Source organism: Nonomuraea sp. K271 (assembly GCF_009908215.1).
Lineage (GTDB): Bacteria > Actinomycetota > Actinomycetes > Streptosporangiales > Streptosporangiaceae > Nonomuraea > Nonomuraea longispora.
Window position 1 is genome coordinate 1 of sequence record NZ_JAAAHR010000210.1, and the last position, 15,586, is coordinate 15,586.

Consider the following 15,586-nt stretch of genomic DNA (forward strand, 5'->3'; position numbering starts at 1 on the left):
GGACGATGCTGGGCGGGGCGATCGCGGTCAAGCTGGTGCCGGCCGTGGTGCTGCCCGGCGCGCTGTCCGGGAGCCTGTCGAGCGGCCGGGCGGCGCGGGGAGCCCTGTGGACGACGGCGTCCGCCACCCTGGTCGTGGCCGCCGCCTACCTGCCCTACGTTCTGCTGTCCCGGGGTTCGGTGCTGGGCTACCTGTCCGGGTACGTGGCCGAGGAAGGCTACGACGAGGCCGGGGCGCGTGACCGTTACGGGCTGCTGCGGCTGGTGCTGCCCGACTCGTGGGCCGTGCCGGCCGTGCTCCTGGTGCTGGCGGCCGTGACCTTCCACGTCCTCAGGCGCGGCGATCCGGACCGGCCGTGGCGGGGCGCGCTCGTGGTCACCGGTACGGCGTTCCTGCTGCTGACCCCCGGATATCCGTGGTACGCGCTGCTGGTGGTCGCCCTGGTGGCCCTGGACGGCCGCTGGGAGTGGCTCGGCGTCCCCCTGGCGGGCGCGGTGGCGTATCTCGCCCCGGAGTGGGGCACGTATGCCTACGCCGCGGCCGCCGCGGCGGTTCTGGCGGGCGCCGGGCGGACGTAGCCGGCGCATGCTGTTATGCATGAGCGGGTGTGCGGTCACCATGGAGGGGGTAGCGTCGCCGCCGAGTCCGTACGTCTGAGCGGTCCGGCGATCGCAGGTAACGGGACGAAGTGAGGGGAGCGCCGCGAAAGGCGTGCTAATGTCATCGTTTGTCGTAACAACAAGCAGAATGGCCCGGAGTGTCCCATTAACCACATTAATGGTCAGACGGTAACGCGTCAAACGGAACGCACCAGGGAGCAGGCGTACGTCACCCGCCTCTATGACCGTCTCGACGAGCTGCGCGAGCGCACCCAGCGACAGCTGAAGGAGGTGCTGGCCAGCGGCGCCGTCGGCACCATGCAGAACAGGTCGGAGCGCGACACGTTCGCCGAGATGTACGCTCTCAGGCTCGCCCGGCTCTGGGCGGTCGAGCGCGGCCTGGCGTTCGGCCGCCTCGACCACGTCGAGGAGGGCCGCCTCTACATCGGCAAGCTCGGCCTGACCGACGACGACCAGCGCCGTCTGCTGATCGACTGGCGGGCGCCGGTCGCGCAGCCGTTCTACCGCGCCACCCCCGCCGCCCCCATGGGCGTGACCAGGCGCCGCCACCTGCAGACCAAGGGCCGTACGGTGGTCGGCGTCGACGACGACCTGCTCGACCTCGACTCGCTCACCGACGACGACCGTGCCACGCTCAACGGTGAGGCGGCCCTGCTGGCCGCGCTCGACGAGCGGCGTACGGGCCGCATGCGCGACATCGTGGCCACCATCCAGTCCGAGCAGGACCGCGTCATCCGCGGCGACCTGAACGGCGTCCTGGTCGTGCAGGGCGGCCCCGGCACCGGCAAGACGGTCGTGGCCCTGCACCGGGCCGCGTACCTGCTCTACACGCACAGGGAGCGGCTGGAGCGCAGGGGGGTGCTCATCCTCGGGCCCAACCTGACGTTCCTGCGCTACATCGAGCAGGTCCTGCCCTCGCTCGGTGAGAACGACGTGCTGCTGTCCACGGTCGGCGAGCTCTATCCCGGCGTCACCGCCACCGCCCGCGAGCGGCCCGAGGTGGCGGCGCTCAAGGGGGACGCGCGGATGGCCGCGGTGATCGCCAAGGCCGTACGCGACCGGCAGCGGGTGCCGCGCAAGCCCATCGAGCTGACCGTCGGCCGTCTCACCCTCACCATCGACCGGGCCATGCTCGACGCGGCCAGGAACAAGGCGGCCCGCTCACGCCGCCCGCACAACCAGGCCAGGGCCGTGTTCGTCAGGTCCCTGCTCAACGCGCTGGCCCGGCAGCAGGCCCGCAAGATCGGCAAGGGGCTCATCGACGAGGACGACCTGGCCGACATGCGCGAGGAGCTGCGTACCGAGCCGGTCGTCAAGTCCGCGCTCAACCGGCTGTGGCCCTACCTCACGCCGCAGCGCCTCCTGCTCGGCCTGTACGGCTCGCCCGAGCGCCTGGAGTACGCGGCCTCGTCCCTCACACCCGGCGAGCGTGCGCTGCTGCGCCGCGACGGCGGCACGTGGACCGAGTCCGACGTGCCGCTGCTCGACGAGGCGGCCGAGCTGCTCGGCGACATCGACGAGCGGGTGCTGCGCGCCAGCGCCATGCAGGCGGAGGAGGAACTGGCCGCCGCCAGGCAGGCCGAGGAGAGCGAGCGCGAGGCCGAGCTGGCCTACGCCCGCGAGGTCCTGGAACTGACCGGCCTGTCCGACGTCATGGAGGCCGAGCGCCTGGCCGAACGCCAGCGCGGTGGCGGTCCCCACCTCACCACCGCGGAGCGCGCCGCCGCCGACCGCACCTGGGCCTACGGGCACGTGATCGTGGACGAGGCGCAGGAGCTGTCGCCGATGGCCTGGCGGGCCGTCATGCGGAGGTGCCCCACCCGTTCGATGACGATCGTCGGCGACATCGCGCAGACCGGCTCTGCGGCCGGCGCGCGCTCGTGGGCAGAGGTGCTCGACCCGTACGTGGCCGGGCGCTGGCGTCAGGAACGGCTGAGCGTCAACTACCGCACGCCGGTCGAGCTGATGGCGCTCGCGGCGCGTGTCCTGGCCACCGTCGACCCCGCGCTCGAAGCTCCGGCGTCCGTACGCGAGCTGGGCGCACAGCCCTGGTCGGCGCCGCTTACCGCGCTCGCCGAGCTGGTCCAGGCAGAGGTGGGCGAGGGCGGCAAGGTCGCCGTGGTGGTGCCCGACAGGCTGCTCGGCCCGCTCGGGGACGAGGTCTCCGCGGCCGTGGCCGGCACCGTGGTGGTGACGCCCGGGGCGGGCCGGGCGAAGGGCGCGGAGGCGCTCGACGCGCCGGTGGCCGTGATGGGGGTGACGGACGCGAAGGGGCTGGAGTTCGACTCGGTGATCGTGGCCGAACCCGACCTCATCGCCGCCCAGTCGCCGCGAGGGCCGAGCGACCTGTATGTTGCTCTCACCCGTGCCACGCAACGGCTCGGCGTCGTGCACGAGCGGCCGCTCCCCGAGGCGCTCGGAGGCTTGCCGAGCCGCTCGCAGACGCCCGCAAATGGGCTCTGATCCGCTTTACGGCAGGCGGCCGATCATGTCCCACCTGCGAAAACTTGATGTTTCTGCTGATCGGGACACGGTTGACATCTGAGGTGGAGTCGGTAGTTTGCTGCGCAGTCCAGCACGGGACTTGGCCGGTTGGCCGTCTCTGACATCGCCGGATCCTGCGTCCGTGACGGAGCGTGACTTCGTCCACACAGCCAGGTGCAGGGCCGTCGGTCCGTCGAGTCGGGGCACCCCAACCGGGCGGGGGGTTGGACCCGGGACGGGCCCGGGAGCCCAGTAGACAACGGAATTCCGCGCTCGCCGCCGACGAGACGGGTCCGGTCCGAAGGGTTTCCGGGCCCTCTTCCCGTTCTCGTGCGCAGGACCGCCGTGCGCCGGGTGGTCCCGTCAGCCGCGGGATCACCCTGCCGCGTCCGCTCGCCATTTTTCGATCTCCCCGCGCCGCGCTGCGTGAAGTGGGGCCGTGGGACGGTAGCGTTTCCGCAAGCAGGCGTGCGATGACGGCGGAGGAGACCTCGGAGTGGTTCAGGACAGAACGAGCCTCCCGCCCACACCCGGGCGCGACTCGACCCCTGGCGATGGCCCCGCGCCTGCCTTCGCGCCGCCTCCGGCCGCGACGGCGCCTCCTACGTCCGATCCGGCCGCCGCGGCCGCCGAGCCTGCCCCCGATGCCCCCCGGCCGGGCGCCGCCGACCGGCCCGAGCCGGTGTCCGTGTCCGATGCGCGGCCCGAGCCGGTGTCTTCGCCCCAGCCCCAGCCTGTGCCTGTGTCTGATGCCCGCGCCGTGCCCGCTTCCGGGGCGGGGCGGGGCGCGCAAGGCGGAGGCGCGGGCGGCGGTGAGGAGACGGGCGGGCCGCGTGGCGAGGACGATACCGCGACCGCCGCCGGTGACGGTGTGCCGTCGAAGGGGGGTCCCAAGACCGCCGCGGGGGAGCCGGGACGCGAGCCCCGGCGCATGACGGCGGCCAGAATCGCGGCGGCCGTGGCCGGCGGGCTGGCGTTGTTCGCCGCCTTCCCACCGCTCGACTGGTGGTGGTGCGCCCCCCCGGGCATCGCGCTGATCGTCGCCTCCCTGCACGGCACCCGCCCCAGGCGGGCGGCCTGGCTCGGCTACGTCGGCGCCGCGGCGTTCCTGTTCCCCGGCGTGGCGTGGGTGCGCACGATCGGCGACGACGTCTGGCTCATGCTCGTCGGCGCGGAGAGCCTCTTCTACGCCGCCATGGCCGCCGCCGCCGCGCTCGTCTTCCGCCTGCCCGGCTGGCCGGTGTGGTTCGGCGGCCTGTGGGTGGCCATGGAGTGGCTGCGCGGCCTGGTGCCCTTCGGCGGGTTCCCGTGGGCGCGGGCGGCCTTCAGCCAGGGTGAGTCGCTCTTCACCACCTACGCGGCCCTGGGCGGCGCGCCGCTGGTGTCGTTCGCCGTCGTGTTGTGCGGCGCTCTGCTGGCCCAGGCGTTCCTGTCGCGCGGGCGCGTGCTGTGGCGCAGGGCGGCCCCCCTGGCGCTGGCGCTGGCCGTGCCCGTGCTGAGCCTGGCCGTGCCGCGGCCGGGCGACGAGGGCCGTACGGTCAACGTCGGCATCGTGCAGGGCAACGTTCCCGGCCGGGGCATGAACGTGCTCGGCGACGAGCCCGCCGTCGTCCTGCGCAACCACGCCAACGAGACCAAGCGCCTGGCCCAGGCCGTACGCGAGGGCAGGCTCCCCAAGCCCGACCTGGTCGTCCTGCCGGAGAACTCCACCGACATCGACCCCTACCGTGACCGGTTCGCCCAGGAGACCATTCACGACTCCGTGCGGGACGTCGGGGTGCCCACGCTCGTCGGCGCGGTCGTGGGGATCGGCGACGAGCACCGCGCCACCCGCAGCCTCGTGTGGGATCCGGTGACCGGGGCGGGCGACTACTACGACAAGCAGCATCTGGTGCCGTTCGGGGAGTTCACGCCGCTCAAGGAGATCGTGCTGGCCCTGTGGGAGCGGGCCGGGCTGGTGGGCCGGCAGTCCGTGCCGGGCGACAAGCCGGGCGATCTGAGGATGGGGCCGGTGACGATCGGCGCGGTCAACTGTTACGAGGTGGCCTACGACGGCACCGTGCGCGAGACCGTGCGCGCCGGGGGCACGCCCCTGGTGGTGCAGACCAACAACGCCAGCTACGCGCTGTCCAACCTGCCGCCTCAGCAGCTGGCGATGTCGAAGCTGCGCGCGGTGGAGCACAACCGGGCCGTCGTGACCGCGGCCACGACAGGGATCTCCGCGTTTGTCATGCCTGACGGTAAAGTCTCCTGGCAGACCCGCGAGCTGGTCGCGGACATGAACGTGGTCAAGGTGCCCGTACGCACTGAGAAAACGCTTGCGACCACGGTGGGGGCGTTTCCTGAGTGGGCATTGATGGTGATGGGAGCGGCGGCGGCCGGAGTCGCCGCGTGGCGTGGCAGGCGGCAAGTAGACCGGATGAGGAACGACTGACATGGAGACTCTCGGCCGGGTGCTCGTCATCGTGCCGACATACAACGAGCGCGACAACCTTCCCGTGATCGTGGAGCGGCTGCGGGCCGCCGTGCCGGCGGCCCATGTGCTCGTGGCCGACGACAACAGCCCTGACGGCACCGGCGAGGTCGCCGACGGGCTGGCGGCGGGCGACGGCCACGTGCACGTCCTGCACCGGCCAGGCAAGCAGGGGCTCGGCGCGGCGTACATCGCCGGGTTCCGTTGGGGGCTGGACGAAGGTTACGACGTGCTGGTCGAGATGGACGCCGACGGCTCGCACCAGCCCGAGGAGCTGCCCAAGCTGCTGGAGGCGCTGGCCGAGGGCGCCGACCTGGCGATCGGCTCGCGTTACGTGCCCGGCGGCAAGGTGGTCAACTGGCCGCACCGGCGCGAGATGTTGTCCAAGGGCGCCAACATCTACACGCGGGTCATGCTGGGCCTGCCCGTGCGCGACGCGACCGCCGGGTTCCGCGCCTACCGTTCGGCCACGCTGGACAAGGTGGGGCTGGCGGGGGTGGAGTCTCAGGGTTACTGCTTCCAGGTCGACCTGACGCTGCGTACGTCACGGAACGGGCTGCGGGTGGTCGAGGTGCCGATCACGTTCGTGGAGCGTACGGTCGGCAAGAGCAAGATGAGCGGCAAGGTCATGTCCGAGGCGTTGTGGCGGATCGGGCTGTGGGGTGTCACGGGCCTGCCCGGGCGCCTGCGCGGCAGGCGCGGCCGGGGCTGAGCCGGCCTCGCGCGTCGGGGCTCGGGAATGCTGGACGCGCGCTGGTGTGCGCGGCGTGGCGCGGCCGTACGACCGCCTGGAAAGGGCTGTTTGTCCGTCAATCGGCCGCCGGGCGGAACGGTTCGGGGGCGCCGGGCGTTGTTCCTGCTGTACGCGCGTGTGGAAACGAGGAAACGATGCGGCTCCTGCTCTTCCTGGCCTTCCTGCTCTTCCCCGTCCTGGAGATCTGGCTGATGTTCCAGGTCGGGGCCGCGATCGGCGGGCCGGCGACCGTGACCCTCCTCATCGCCGGCAGCCTGCTGGGCGCCTGGCTGATGCGCCGCGAGGGGCGCAGGGCGTGGCGGGTCCTTCAGGAGTCGGTGCAGAGCGGGCGCATGCCCGAGCGTGAACTGGCCGACAGCGGCCTGATCCTGGTGGGCGGCGGGCTGCTGCTGGTGCCGGGTTTCGTCACCGACGTGCTGGGGCTGGCGTGCGTGCTGCCGGTCACCCGGCCACTGGTGCGCCGCCTGAGCTCGTCGTTCTTCGAGCGCAGGGTCAGGCGTATGGCCGCGGCCTCCCCGTACGCCGGCACGTTCCCGCCGGACGGTGGTTTTGCCGGCGCGGACTCCCCTGACGCGGGCGCGCCGCGGGGAGCACGGGTGGTGCACGGCGAGGTGATCCGCGAGGACCGCGACTCCTGACGGGTTCACCGCGCGAGAAAAACCCCCGGGCTGTGCCCGGGGGTTTCACCGTGAGAGGGGATCAGGCGCTCTTACGACGCTGGGCTCGCAATACGGCGAGCCGCTCGTTGAGCACCTCCTCAAGATCCTCGATGGACCGCCGCTCCAGGAGCATGTCCCAGTGTGTCCGCGGCGGCTTGGTCTTCTTCGATTCCGGCTGCTCGCCGTCCACGCGGATGGCGGTCGCGCCGCACATGCGGCACTCCCACGTCGCGGGGATTTCAGCCTCGGCGGCAAGCGGAACCTCGAAGCAATGCCCCTTAGGACAGGTGTAGGACACCTCCTGGCGTGGGGCCAGATCCGTGTTACGGTCGTTCTCGTAGCTGGTTGCCCCGAGCCGGGTGCCACGAAGCGCGCGCTCGCCCATGTTTAAATGCCTCCTACAGGGCCCCCATGCGTGGGGGGTCTGTCTCCCACGGTGTCTAACGCTTGGTACCGTGATGGGATTCCCACCTGCGGGGTGATCCAATCGCGCTTGGGGCCTCGGTTCTTCCCATGAGGTCCGTCAGCGGGGCTCCTGGCAGCGGGTTCGGGGGCGCAGGGCCAGCTCAGGGCCCACACAGCGGAGTTTCAGCCGATCGTTGAGGTCGTGGCGGGTTTCCCGCGACGACCGCCGATCATCGCCGCCGCGAGCCACAGCCCGCCGGCCATGATGAGCACACCGTGCGCGATGCGCAGCGGGTACGGCCCGAAGAACTGCGGGATGAACAGCGCGAAACCGAGTGCCAGCGCCGTGCCGCTCCACCGGGGCAGCGTTTCCGACCGCCAGACGGACACCGCGGCCATCACCGCGCCGGCGGCGAGCAGGACGAGCCCGGCCGCGAACATGGTGACGGGGACGCCCCCATACCTCAACTGCGCCGCCAGCTCCATCAGCGCGGGTGCCTGGTCGCGCAGGGAGCGCTGGGCGACCACGTGCAGGCCGAAGGTCTCCGCGCCGTAGTAGGGGAGTGTCAGGCCGGCGCCCGCCCAGCTCACCGCCGCGGCCCGCAGTGACAGCCGGTCGCCGAGCAGCCGGTGCAGCCCGAGCAACGCGAGGGCGAGCAGGACGAAGCCGATCATCGCGGCGGTGTGCCCGGCGAGCCAGGCGGTGGAGGCCATGGCGGCGGCGTCGTCGCCCGAGGGGCGGACCGCGGGATAGACGAAGAAGAGGATTCCGGCCGCGGCCAATGCCGCGGCGCTTGACTTGGATGACATCGGTGCTCCTTGAAGTGTGCGCCGCTCCTGGGTGAGAGCAACGCTCTCGCATTGTGGCGCCTATGTCAAGAGCGGTGCTCTCGTTTTGGATCGGCTACCTCCCGCCTCTTCGGGTCACCAGCGGCACCGGTGTCCTGTCGCCCAGCCGGGTCAACGCCGCCAGCGGCTTGACGGCGGCGCCCACCAGCAGCGCCAGACCCGGCCTGCCGGACGCGCGGGCCATGCCGGGCCGGCCGCCTGGAGCGCCTGGTGGCGGCGGGGGTGGTGGAGAAGCAGCCCTACCAGCAGCGGCCGGTGCGTCACGAGTACGTCCTGACGGAGGCGGGCCGTGACATCGTGCCCGCCCTGACGACCCGGATGGCCTGGGACGATCGCCGGGCCACCCCCGCCGGCGGCCCGCCCGCGCTGCTGGTGCACTCCTGCGGTGAGCGGTTCACCCCCGTGGTCACCTGCCCGCACTGCGGCGGCGAGGTCACGGCGGGCATGTGACGGCGGGCATGTGACGGCCGTGCCCGGCCCTGGAGAGGCCCAGGGGCCGGGCACGATGCTCCTCGGGGCTCCGGCCGCCGGGGACACCGGCTGAGCGCTCAGATCCGTTCGGGGACCTCGTTGCCGGCGGCGCGGATGGCCTTGGGCAGGTTGATCAGAGCCAGGAGCACGAACCCGACAACGAAGAATATGATCATGGAGACGATGGCGATGCGGTAGCTGTTGGTGAGCTGCAGTGCCACGGTCACCGTCAGCGAGCCGATGAACGCCGACCCCTTGTCGCTGATCTGCAGCAGGCTGAAGTATTCGGCCTCCCGCCCCTTGGGGATCACCTGCGAGAACAGCGAGCGCGACAGGGCCTGGGTGCCGCCCAGCACGATCGCGATCGCGAAGGCCATGAGATAGAACTGCAGGGCCTGCCTCTCGCCGACGAACATGGCCATCACCACGATCGCGGTCCACACCACGAGGCTGGCCAGCACCGTGCGCTTGGTGCCGAAGGCGACGGCCAGCCGCCCGAGCAGCAGCGCGCCGAAGAACGCCACGAACTGCACCATCAGGATTGCGCTGATCTGTACGGTCTTGTCCAGCTTGAGGGCCTCGGAGGCGAAGGCCGCGCTGTTGCCGATGACCGTCTGCACGCCGTCGTTGTAGACGAGGTAGGCCACCAGGAACAGCAGCGTCAGCGGGTAGCGGCGCAGCTCGGCCAGCGTGCGGCCGAGCTGCCGGAAGCTGCCGCCGACCGAGCGCAGCGCGGTGCTCTCGTGCGCGGGCGCCGGCCGGTTGCGCAGCCGCAGCAGCGGCACGATGGTGAAGACGGCCCACCACAGCCCCGCCGACATCATGCTGATGCGCACCGCCATGCCCTCGGCCAGCCCGAGGCTCTCGTGCTGGAGATAGAGCACCAGGTTGAGGGCCAGCAGCAGGCCGCCGCCGAGGTAGCCGATGGCCCAGCCGCGCGAGGAGACGGTGTCGCGTTCGGCCGCCGTGGAGATCTGCGGCAGGAACGAGTCGTAGACGACGACCGAGGAGCCGTAGGCCAGGTTGGCCACGACGAACAGCACGCCGCCGAGCATGTAGCGGTCGCCCTCGACGAAGTACAGCCCCATGGTGGCAAGGGCGCCGATGTAGGCGAAGCCGCCGAGCATCTCCCGCTTGCGCCCGATGTGGTCGGCCAGCGCGCCCACGATGGGCAGGAACACGATCTGCAGCAGCACCGCGACCGTCATGATCAGCCCGAAGTACGCGGCGGGCCTGATGTCGGCGCCGAGCACGTCGACGTACCCCAGGCCCGGGTTGTCGATCGCCAGTTGGTCGAAGCCGGCCACGCACCGGTCGGCGGCCATGCCGGGGAAGTCCTGGGCGCAGGCGGCGGTCTTGGCGACGGGGATGAGGTAGGGGCCGAGGAAGACCGAGATGATCGTGGTGTAGAAGGCGGAGTTGGCCCAGTCGTAGAAGTACCAGCCGCGCTGCTCGCGCCGGCGGGCTGCGGGGGAGTCGTCGAGGGCCCCGGGGGGTGCGGGTGCGGGCATGGTGTCGTGTCGCTCCTAGGAGGGCAAGGGCGGGGGCGTCGCGCTCAGGCGGCCAACCGGCCGGGATGCCACTGGCCGCGACGCTGCAGGACGTCGCGCAGGCCGGTGACTTTGTCGGTCATGATGCCGTCGACGCCCAGGTCGAGCAGGTGCTCCATGTGGGCGGTGTCGTTGATGGTCCACACGTGCACCTGCATGCCGATGGCGTGCGCCGTGCGGACCAGCGCCCGGGTCGTGACGCGCAGGCCGCGGAAGCCCACCGGCACCTGCGCGCACGGCACGCCGGCGCGGGACAGGCGGGCGAGCAGCCGGCCGTAGCCGGAGGTGGTGGCGGCGGCGCGCAGTGCGGCGACGCCGCGCGGGCCGAGCGCCGAGCACACCTGCCGGCCCAGCGCCGCCCTGGCCAGGGCCAGGCGCTCATCGGAGAAGGACGTCAGGCAGATCCGGTCGTAGGCGCCGGTACGCCGGACCGCCGCGGCGAGCGGGGCGATGGCGGCCGGCTCCTTGACGTCGATGTTGAAGCGGATCTCCGGCCAGGTGCCCAGCAGGTCCTCCAGCAGGGGGATCTCGTGGACCCCGTCGATGCGGGCCCTCTTGACCTCGCGGTAGGGGAGTTGGGAGACGCGGCCCCGCCGGTCGGTCACGCGGTCGAGCGTGTGGTCGTGGAAGGCGAGCAGCACGCCGTCGGCGGTGGCGCGGGCGTCCGTCTCCAGATAGGCGTATCCGAGGCCGACCGCCCGCTCGAACGCGGCGGCGGAGTTCTCGGCGCTCTCTGCGGCTCCGCCACGATGGGCGAAGGCCAGCGGGCCCGGGTGGTCGAGAAAGGCGAATCGGCGGCTGAGCACGTCCTGAAGTATGCCCTTCCGGGTGAACGGTGAGGATTACGATTCGGGGAGATTCTCCCACTCCTGGCGGCGTGCCTCTGCCAGGGCGATGGCCGCCGCCACCGCGACGTTGACCGAGCCGACCCGGCCGACCTGGGGGATGTAGCAGGCGCCGTCGACGGCGTCGAGCAGGGCGGGGGAGCAGCCGTGGTCCTCGCTGCCGACCACCAGGCACACGTCGCGGCCGAGCCCCGCCCGGTGCAGCGGCACGGCCTCGGCGGTCAGTTCGACTGCCAGCACCGTGTAGCCCTCTTCGCGGGCGGCCTTGACCGCCTCGGCGGCCGGCATCGCGTCGTGCCACGTGACGAGCCGCTCGGTGCCCAGCGCGGTCTTGCCCACCTTGGGGTTGGTCGGAGGGGTCGCGTTGCCGGCGAGCCAGATCTCGTCGACCCCGAAGGCGGCGGCGCTGCGGAAGATCGAGCCGATGTTGAACGGGCCGGTGACCGACTCGATGATCAGGCCGAGGCGGTGGTGGGTGTTCCTGCGCCAGGTGCGGTTGAGCCGCTTGACGTCGGTGGGGCGCAGCTGCCTTCTCATCGGGTCACCTTCAGGATGCGGTAGGCGGCTCGGCTGGCCTCGCGGGAGGCCTGCCAGCCCTGCTCGCCGAGCCAGCGCTGCAGGGAGTCGGAGCCGAGGTGTTTCTGGACGACCAGGTAGGCCACGCCGTCGGGCGTCAGCAGGGTCAGCCACCTGGTGAGCATGTCGTGCAGAGCCTGCTTGCCGATGCGGATCGCGGGATTGGACCAGATGGCGCGGAACCTCACGTCGTCCGGCACGTCGTCCACGTGCACCGACCTTACTGTGTAAAGGCGGGCGGCTTGGGCATTGCGCGCGGTCAACTCCAGACTCCGCCGGTTCACGTCGACGGCCCACACCGTCGCCTCCGGGGCGCGCGAGGCCATGGTCAGCGCGATGGGGCCGTAGCCGCAGCCGAGGTCGAGCAGGTCGCCCTGCGGCGGAGGTGGCGGGACGCTCTCCAGCAGCACGCGCGTGCCGAGGTCGACCCGCTCGGGGGAGAACACGCCGCTGTCGGTCTCCAGCCGAAGGTGCAGGTCGGGCAGGACCAGGTCGACCGAGCCCGGCCTGCTCGCGGTCTTCGGCTGCTCGGAGAAGTAGTGGGCCACGGGGCAGAACGTTACGGGATCCTGGCGCCGAACAGCACGGCCGCTCCCGCCACCAGCAGCCCGGCCATGATGGCGGCCACGATGAACCACTGGGTGATCTCCTGGTTGACCAGCTTGTAGCCGAGCGAGGTGCCGATCTGCTCGTAGACCTCGCGCAGCTGCGAGCCGGACTCGGCGGTGTAGGCGCGGCCGCTGGTGCCGTCGGACAACGACTGCAGGGTCTGCTTGTTGACCGGCACGTTCACCGGCCGGCCGTCGATGTCGACGGTGCCCTCCTGGGTGCCGTACGCGATCGTCGAGACCGGCACACCGGCCTGCTGCGCCGCTTCGATGGCCTCGTTGACCGACCGGCCGGAGGTGTTGTCACCGTCGGACAGCAGCACGACGGCGGCCGGCGGCGGGTCGGTGACGGCCTGCTGGTCGAACGAGCGCACCGACTCGAGCGAGTTGAAGACGGCCTCGCCGATCGCGGTGCCCGGCCGGGTGGTGAGGTTGCCGATGGCGGTGATCACGGCCTGGTGGTCGGTGGTGGGGGAGACGACCACGTTGGCGGAGCGGGCGAAGGAGACCACGCCGACGTTGAAGCGGTCGGGCAACTCCTTGGCGAACGCCTGGGCGGCCGCCTTGGCGGCGCTGATCCTGTCGGGGTCGACGTCGGCGGCGTCCATCGAGAGGGACACGTCGAGCGCGATCATGATGGTGGCGCGGTCGCGCGGCACGCGTACCTCACCGGCGGGTTTGGCGGCGCCGACGACCAGGAGCGACATCATGACGAGGAACAGCGCGGGCGCCACGTGGCGGCGCCAGCCGGGCCCGGCGGGAGCGACGAGATTGAGCAGTGCCAGGTTGGTGAAGCGCACGGTGTAGCGGCGGCGGGCGAACTGCGCCGCGATGTAGCCGGCCACCAGCAGCAGCACCAGCACGAACAACCACAGCCAGGCGGGGGCGAGAAAGGTCACCAGGCCTCCTTCCCGGGCCTCGTGACCACGATAGCGCCGGTGATGGTCTCCTCGTTTCGCTCGCTCACACGGGTCTCCGGTGGGCCAGGTGGCTCATGCGGCGCTGGCGCAGGACGAACTGGGCCACGTCGAACACCCAGTCGCGGTCGGTGCGCAGCACGAGGTGGGCGATGCCGGCGCGGCGCAGCGCCCGGCGGGTGCCCTCGCGTTGCTGGGCGGCCGCTTCGGCGTACGCTTGCCGGACTTTGGGTGAAAGATGCACTTCGCGTACGTTCCCGCTCTCGGGGTCGGCGAACGCGACCCGGCCCACGTCGGGCAGCTCGAGCTCGCGCGGGTCGATCACCTCGACGGCCAGCACCTGGTGGCGGGCCGCCAGGCGCCTGATGGGGCGCTCCCACGGGCGTTCGGCGTCGGGGTCGAGGTCGGGCCGGGCGTCGAGGAAGTCGGAGACGATCAGCCGCATGCCGCGGCGCCTGCGGCTGGCCGACAGCACGTCGACGCCCTCGGCCAGGTCGGGCGGGTCGGGCACGACCTGGCCGCGGGGGGCGTCCATGAGGGAGTGCAGCAGCCCGTAGAGGGCGGGGCGGCCGGTACGGGCGGGCATGCGGTGGATGTGCTCATCGTGGATCACCAGGGCGCCGAACCGGTCTCCCATTCTGCTCGACAGGAACCCGATCGCGCCGACCGCCGCCACGACCAGGTCGCGCTTGTCGGTGTCGGCGGTGCCGAAGTCCATGCTGGGCGACAGGTCGGCCAGCGCCCACGTCTCCAGCTCGCGGTCGGCGATCAGGTCGCGTACGTGGGGGATGGTGGTGCGGGCGGTGACGGCCCAGTCCATGCGGCGCACGTCGTCCTCGCCGGGCACGTAGACGCGGCTGTCGCCGGCCTCGCTGCCGGTGCCGGGCAGCAGTCCCTGGTGGGCGCCGTGCAGCAGGCCGTCCAGCCGCCGGGTGACGGTCAGCTCCAGCCGGCGCAGCGCCTGCTCGGCGGTGTTCACCGGTTCTGGTTCCAGACGACGACGGGCGGGGGCACGGCGTGCAGGATCTGGCGTACGACCTGCTCGGGGTCGACGCCGTCGGCCAGCGCGTCGAAGGTGAGCATCAGCCGGTGGGACATGACGTCCACGGCGACGTCGCGCACGTCGTCGGGCAGCAGGTAGTCGCGGCCCCGCAGCAGGGCCAGCCCGCGCCCGGCGGAGACCAGGCCCAGAGTGGCGCGGGGGCTGACGCCGATCTCGATGGTGTCGGCCAGCTCGGCCAGGCCGTATTCGCCGGGGTTTCGGGTGGACATGACCAGGCGCACCACGTAGTCGGCGACGAGCTGGTGGACCGAGACGTCCTCGGCCGCCTTCTGCAGCGTGATCAGCTTGGCGGGGTCGAGCACCCGCTCGGGGACGGGCGGGGTGACGCTCATCCGGTGCAGGATCTCCAGCTCCTCGTGCGCGGTGGGGTGGGGCACCCGCACCCGGAAGAGGAACCGGTCGCGCTGCACCTCGGGCAGGGGGTAGACGCCCTCGGACTCGATGGGGTTCTGGGTGGCCAGCACGATGAACGGCTTGGGCAGCGGGTGGGTGACGCCGGCGAGGGTGACCTGCCGCTCGGCCATGACCTCCAGCAGCGCGGACTGGACCTTGGCGGGGGCGCGGTTGATCTCGTCGGCCAGCAGGAAGTTGACGAACACGGGGCCGAGCTCGACGTCGAACTTCTCGTTGGACGGGTGGAAGACGCGGGTGCCGATGATGTCGCTCGGCACGAGGTCGGGGGTGAACTGGATGCGGGCGAACGTGCCGCCCACGACGGTGGCCAGGGTGGACGCGGCGAGGGTCTTGGCGACGCCGGGGACTCCTTCCAGCAGGCAGTGCCCGCGGGCCAGCAGGGCCACGATGAGTCTTTCGACCATGTGGTCCTGTCCGACGATGACACGCCGGACCTCGTCGAGACTCTGACGCAGCAGTGCCGCGTCGTTTCCGCCCGGCAACTCTTCGGCGACGCTCATGTGCCCCATTCCACCAAACGCGCCGCAAACTCGCACGACGCCACGTCTGTGCTTTCATGGCAAACGTGGCAAGTCCCCTGCAGTACGGCGACCCGCCCCGGCTGGGGCCCTACGTGGTGCAGGCGCGCCTGCAGACGGCGCCGGCCGGGTTCGTGTACCTGGGCCGGGCTCCCGACGGGCGTGCCGTGTCGCTGGCGGTGCTCACCAGAGGCGCCGCGCTCGACGCCGCCGCGCGTGACCGGTTCGTGACGGCCGTCAAGGAGGCCGGCGAGAGCGGGGCGTCCGGGATGCGCGGATGGCTGGAGCGGGCGGGCCGGCCGCGGGGCGCGGTGCTGGACGATGCTCCCGAGGTGCTTGACATGGACGGCGGGCGGGCGCCGTGGGTTGCGGTGCCGTAC

General features: G+C 71.8%; 15 protein-coding genes and 2 pseudogenes. 7 read left to right on the top strand and 10 right to left on the bottom strand.

Features of this window, described 5'->3' with window-relative positions; all coding sequences use genetic code 11:
- From GUY59_RS41865 to GUY59_RS41885, 5 genes and pseudogenes are all read left to right on the top strand, one after another.
- Positions 1–578, top strand: a pseudogene (locus GUY59_RS41865) (hypothetical protein); the annotation flags it as partial.
- Between the two features lie 312 nt (positions 579–890).
- Entirely contained in the window at positions 891–3,083 is a 2,193-nt protein-coding gene (locus tag GUY59_RS41870) for a HelD family protein (protein WP_252375184.1), read from the top strand.
- 763 nt (positions 3,084–3,846) lie between these two features.
- Positions 3,847–5,538, top strand: coding sequence for an apolipoprotein N-acyltransferase (gene lnt / locus GUY59_RS41875; protein ID WP_252375183.1), 1,692 nt, complete (start codon positions 3,847–3,849; stop codon positions 5,536–5,538).
- A gap of 1 nt (position 5,539) precedes the next feature.
- Positions 5,540–6,289, top strand: coding sequence for a polyprenol monophosphomannose synthase (locus tag GUY59_RS41880; protein ID WP_138207182.1), 750 nt, complete (start codon positions 5,540–5,542; stop codon positions 6,287–6,289).
- A 176-nt stretch (positions 6,290–6,465) separates the two neighbouring features.
- Entirely contained in the window at positions 6,466–6,969 is a 504-nt protein-coding gene (locus tag GUY59_RS41885) for an FxsA family protein (protein WP_138207180.1), read from the top strand.
- A gap of 61 nt (positions 6,970–7,030) precedes the next feature.
- Here the strand turns inward: GUY59_RS41885 and GUY59_RS41890 are convergent, their stop codons facing one another.
- The 3 genes from GUY59_RS41890 to GUY59_RS50315 form a co-directional block, all read right to left on the bottom strand.
- Entirely contained in the window at positions 7,031–7,375 is a 345-nt protein-coding gene (locus GUY59_RS41890) for an RNA polymerase-binding protein RbpA (RefSeq protein ID WP_132339641.1), read from the bottom strand.
- Positions 7,376–7,578: 203 nt separating this feature from the next.
- Complete coding sequence (locus GUY59_RS41895; protein ID WP_138207178.1) at positions 7,579–8,205, bottom strand: hypothetical protein; 627 nt, start codon at positions 8,203–8,205, stop codon at positions 7,579–7,581.
- 94 nt (positions 8,206–8,299) lie between these two features.
- Entirely contained in the window at positions 8,300–8,428 is a 129-nt protein-coding gene (locus GUY59_RS50315) for a hypothetical protein (RefSeq protein WP_269129067.1), read from the bottom strand.
- A gap of 14 nt (positions 8,429–8,442) precedes the next feature.
- Here GUY59_RS50315 and GUY59_RS41900 point away from each other — a divergent pair, with 14 nt between their 5' ends.
- Positions 8,443–8,694, top strand: a complete 252-nt coding sequence (locus tag GUY59_RS41900) for a winged helix-turn-helix transcriptional regulator (RefSeq protein WP_138207174.1) — start codon at positions 8,443–8,445, stop codon at positions 8,692–8,694.
- 98 nt (positions 8,695–8,792) lie between these two features.
- Here GUY59_RS41900 and GUY59_RS41905 read toward each other — a convergent pair whose 3' ends face one another.
- The 7 genes from GUY59_RS41905 to GUY59_RS41935 all read right to left on the bottom strand — a co-directional run bounded on the left by GUY59_RS41905 (position 8,793) and on the right by GUY59_RS41935 (position 15,188).
- Positions 8,793–10,226 carry an MFS transporter gene (locus GUY59_RS41905; RefSeq protein ID WP_138207172.1) on the bottom strand — a complete coding sequence of 478 codons (1,434 nt, stop codon included), beginning with the start codon at positions 10,224–10,226 and terminating at the stop codon, positions 8,793–8,795.
- Positions 10,227–10,270: 44 nt separating this feature from the next.
- Positions 10,271–11,071 (bottom strand): glycerophosphodiester phosphodiesterase family protein, encoded by an 801-nt coding sequence (locus GUY59_RS41910; protein WP_138207170.1) that lies wholly within the window; start codon positions 11,069–11,071, stop codon positions 10,271–10,273.
- A 36-nt stretch (positions 11,072–11,107) separates the two neighbouring features.
- Positions 11,108–11,647, bottom strand: coding sequence for a TrmH family RNA methyltransferase (locus GUY59_RS41915; RefSeq protein ID WP_138207168.1), 540 nt, complete (start codon positions 11,645–11,647; stop codon positions 11,108–11,110).
- Positions 11,644–12,234 (bottom strand): class I SAM-dependent methyltransferase, encoded by a 591-nt coding sequence (locus GUY59_RS41920; protein ID WP_138207166.1) that lies wholly within the window; start codon positions 12,232–12,234, stop codon positions 11,644–11,646. Before GUY59_RS41920 ends, GUY59_RS41915 begins: the two co-directional genes overlap by 4 nt.
- Before the next feature lie 11 nt (positions 12,235–12,245).
- The gene (locus GUY59_RS41925) at positions 12,246–13,193 is read right to left on the bottom strand and encodes a VWA domain-containing protein (RefSeq protein WP_138207164.1); all 948 of its coding nucleotides are present in this window, start codon (positions 13,191–13,193) and stop codon (positions 12,246–12,248) included.
- Between the two features lie 64 nt (positions 13,194–13,257).
- Entirely contained in the window at positions 13,258–14,190 is a 933-nt protein-coding gene (locus tag GUY59_RS41930) for a DUF58 domain-containing protein (RefSeq protein WP_330849290.1), read from the bottom strand.
- Entirely contained in the window at positions 14,187–15,188 is a 1,002-nt protein-coding gene (locus GUY59_RS41935; RefSeq protein WP_132339655.1) for an AAA family ATPase, read from the bottom strand. Before GUY59_RS41935 ends, GUY59_RS41930 begins: the two co-directional genes overlap by 4 nt.
- 56 nt (positions 15,189–15,244) lie before the next feature.
- Here GUY59_RS41935 and GUY59_RS41940 point away from each other — a divergent pair.
- Positions 15,245–15,586: pseudogene (locus GUY59_RS41940) on the top strand (hypothetical protein); the annotation flags it as partial.

What these genes read in the sequence shown, in the direction of transcription:
- GUY59_RS41880 (WP_138207182.1), top strand. Translation starts at nt 5,540, where the DNA reads ATGGAGACTCTCGGCCGGGTGCTCGTCATCGTGCCGACATACAACGAG.
- GUY59_RS41885 (WP_138207180.1), top strand. Translation starts at nt 6,466, where the DNA reads ATGCGGCTCCTGCTCTTCCTGGCCTTCCTGCTCTTCCCCGTCCTGGAG.
- GUY59_RS41890 (WP_132339641.1), bottom strand. Translation starts at nt 7,375, where the DNA reads ATGGGCGAGCGCGCGCTTCGTGGCACCCGGCTCGGGGCAACCAGCTAC.
- GUY59_RS41895 (WP_138207178.1), bottom strand. Translation starts at nt 8,205, where the DNA reads ATGTCATCCAAGTCAAGCGCCGCGGCATTGGCCGCGGCCGGAATCCTC.
- GUY59_RS50315 (WP_269129067.1), bottom strand. Translation starts at nt 8,428, where the DNA reads ATGGCCCGCGCGTCCGGCAGGCCGGGTCTGGCGCTGCTGGTGGGCGCC.
- GUY59_RS41905 (WP_138207172.1), bottom strand. Translation starts at nt 10,226, where the DNA reads ATGCCCGCACCCGCACCCCCCGGGGCCCTCGACGACTCCCCCGCAGCC.
- GUY59_RS41915 (WP_138207168.1), bottom strand. Translation starts at nt 11,647, where the DNA reads ATGAGAAGGCAGCTGCGCCCCACCGACGTCAAGCGGCTCAACCGCACC.
- GUY59_RS41935 (WP_132339655.1), bottom strand. Translation starts at nt 15,188, where the DNA reads ATGAGCGTCGCCGAAGAGTTGCCGGGCGGAAACGACGCGGCACTGCTG.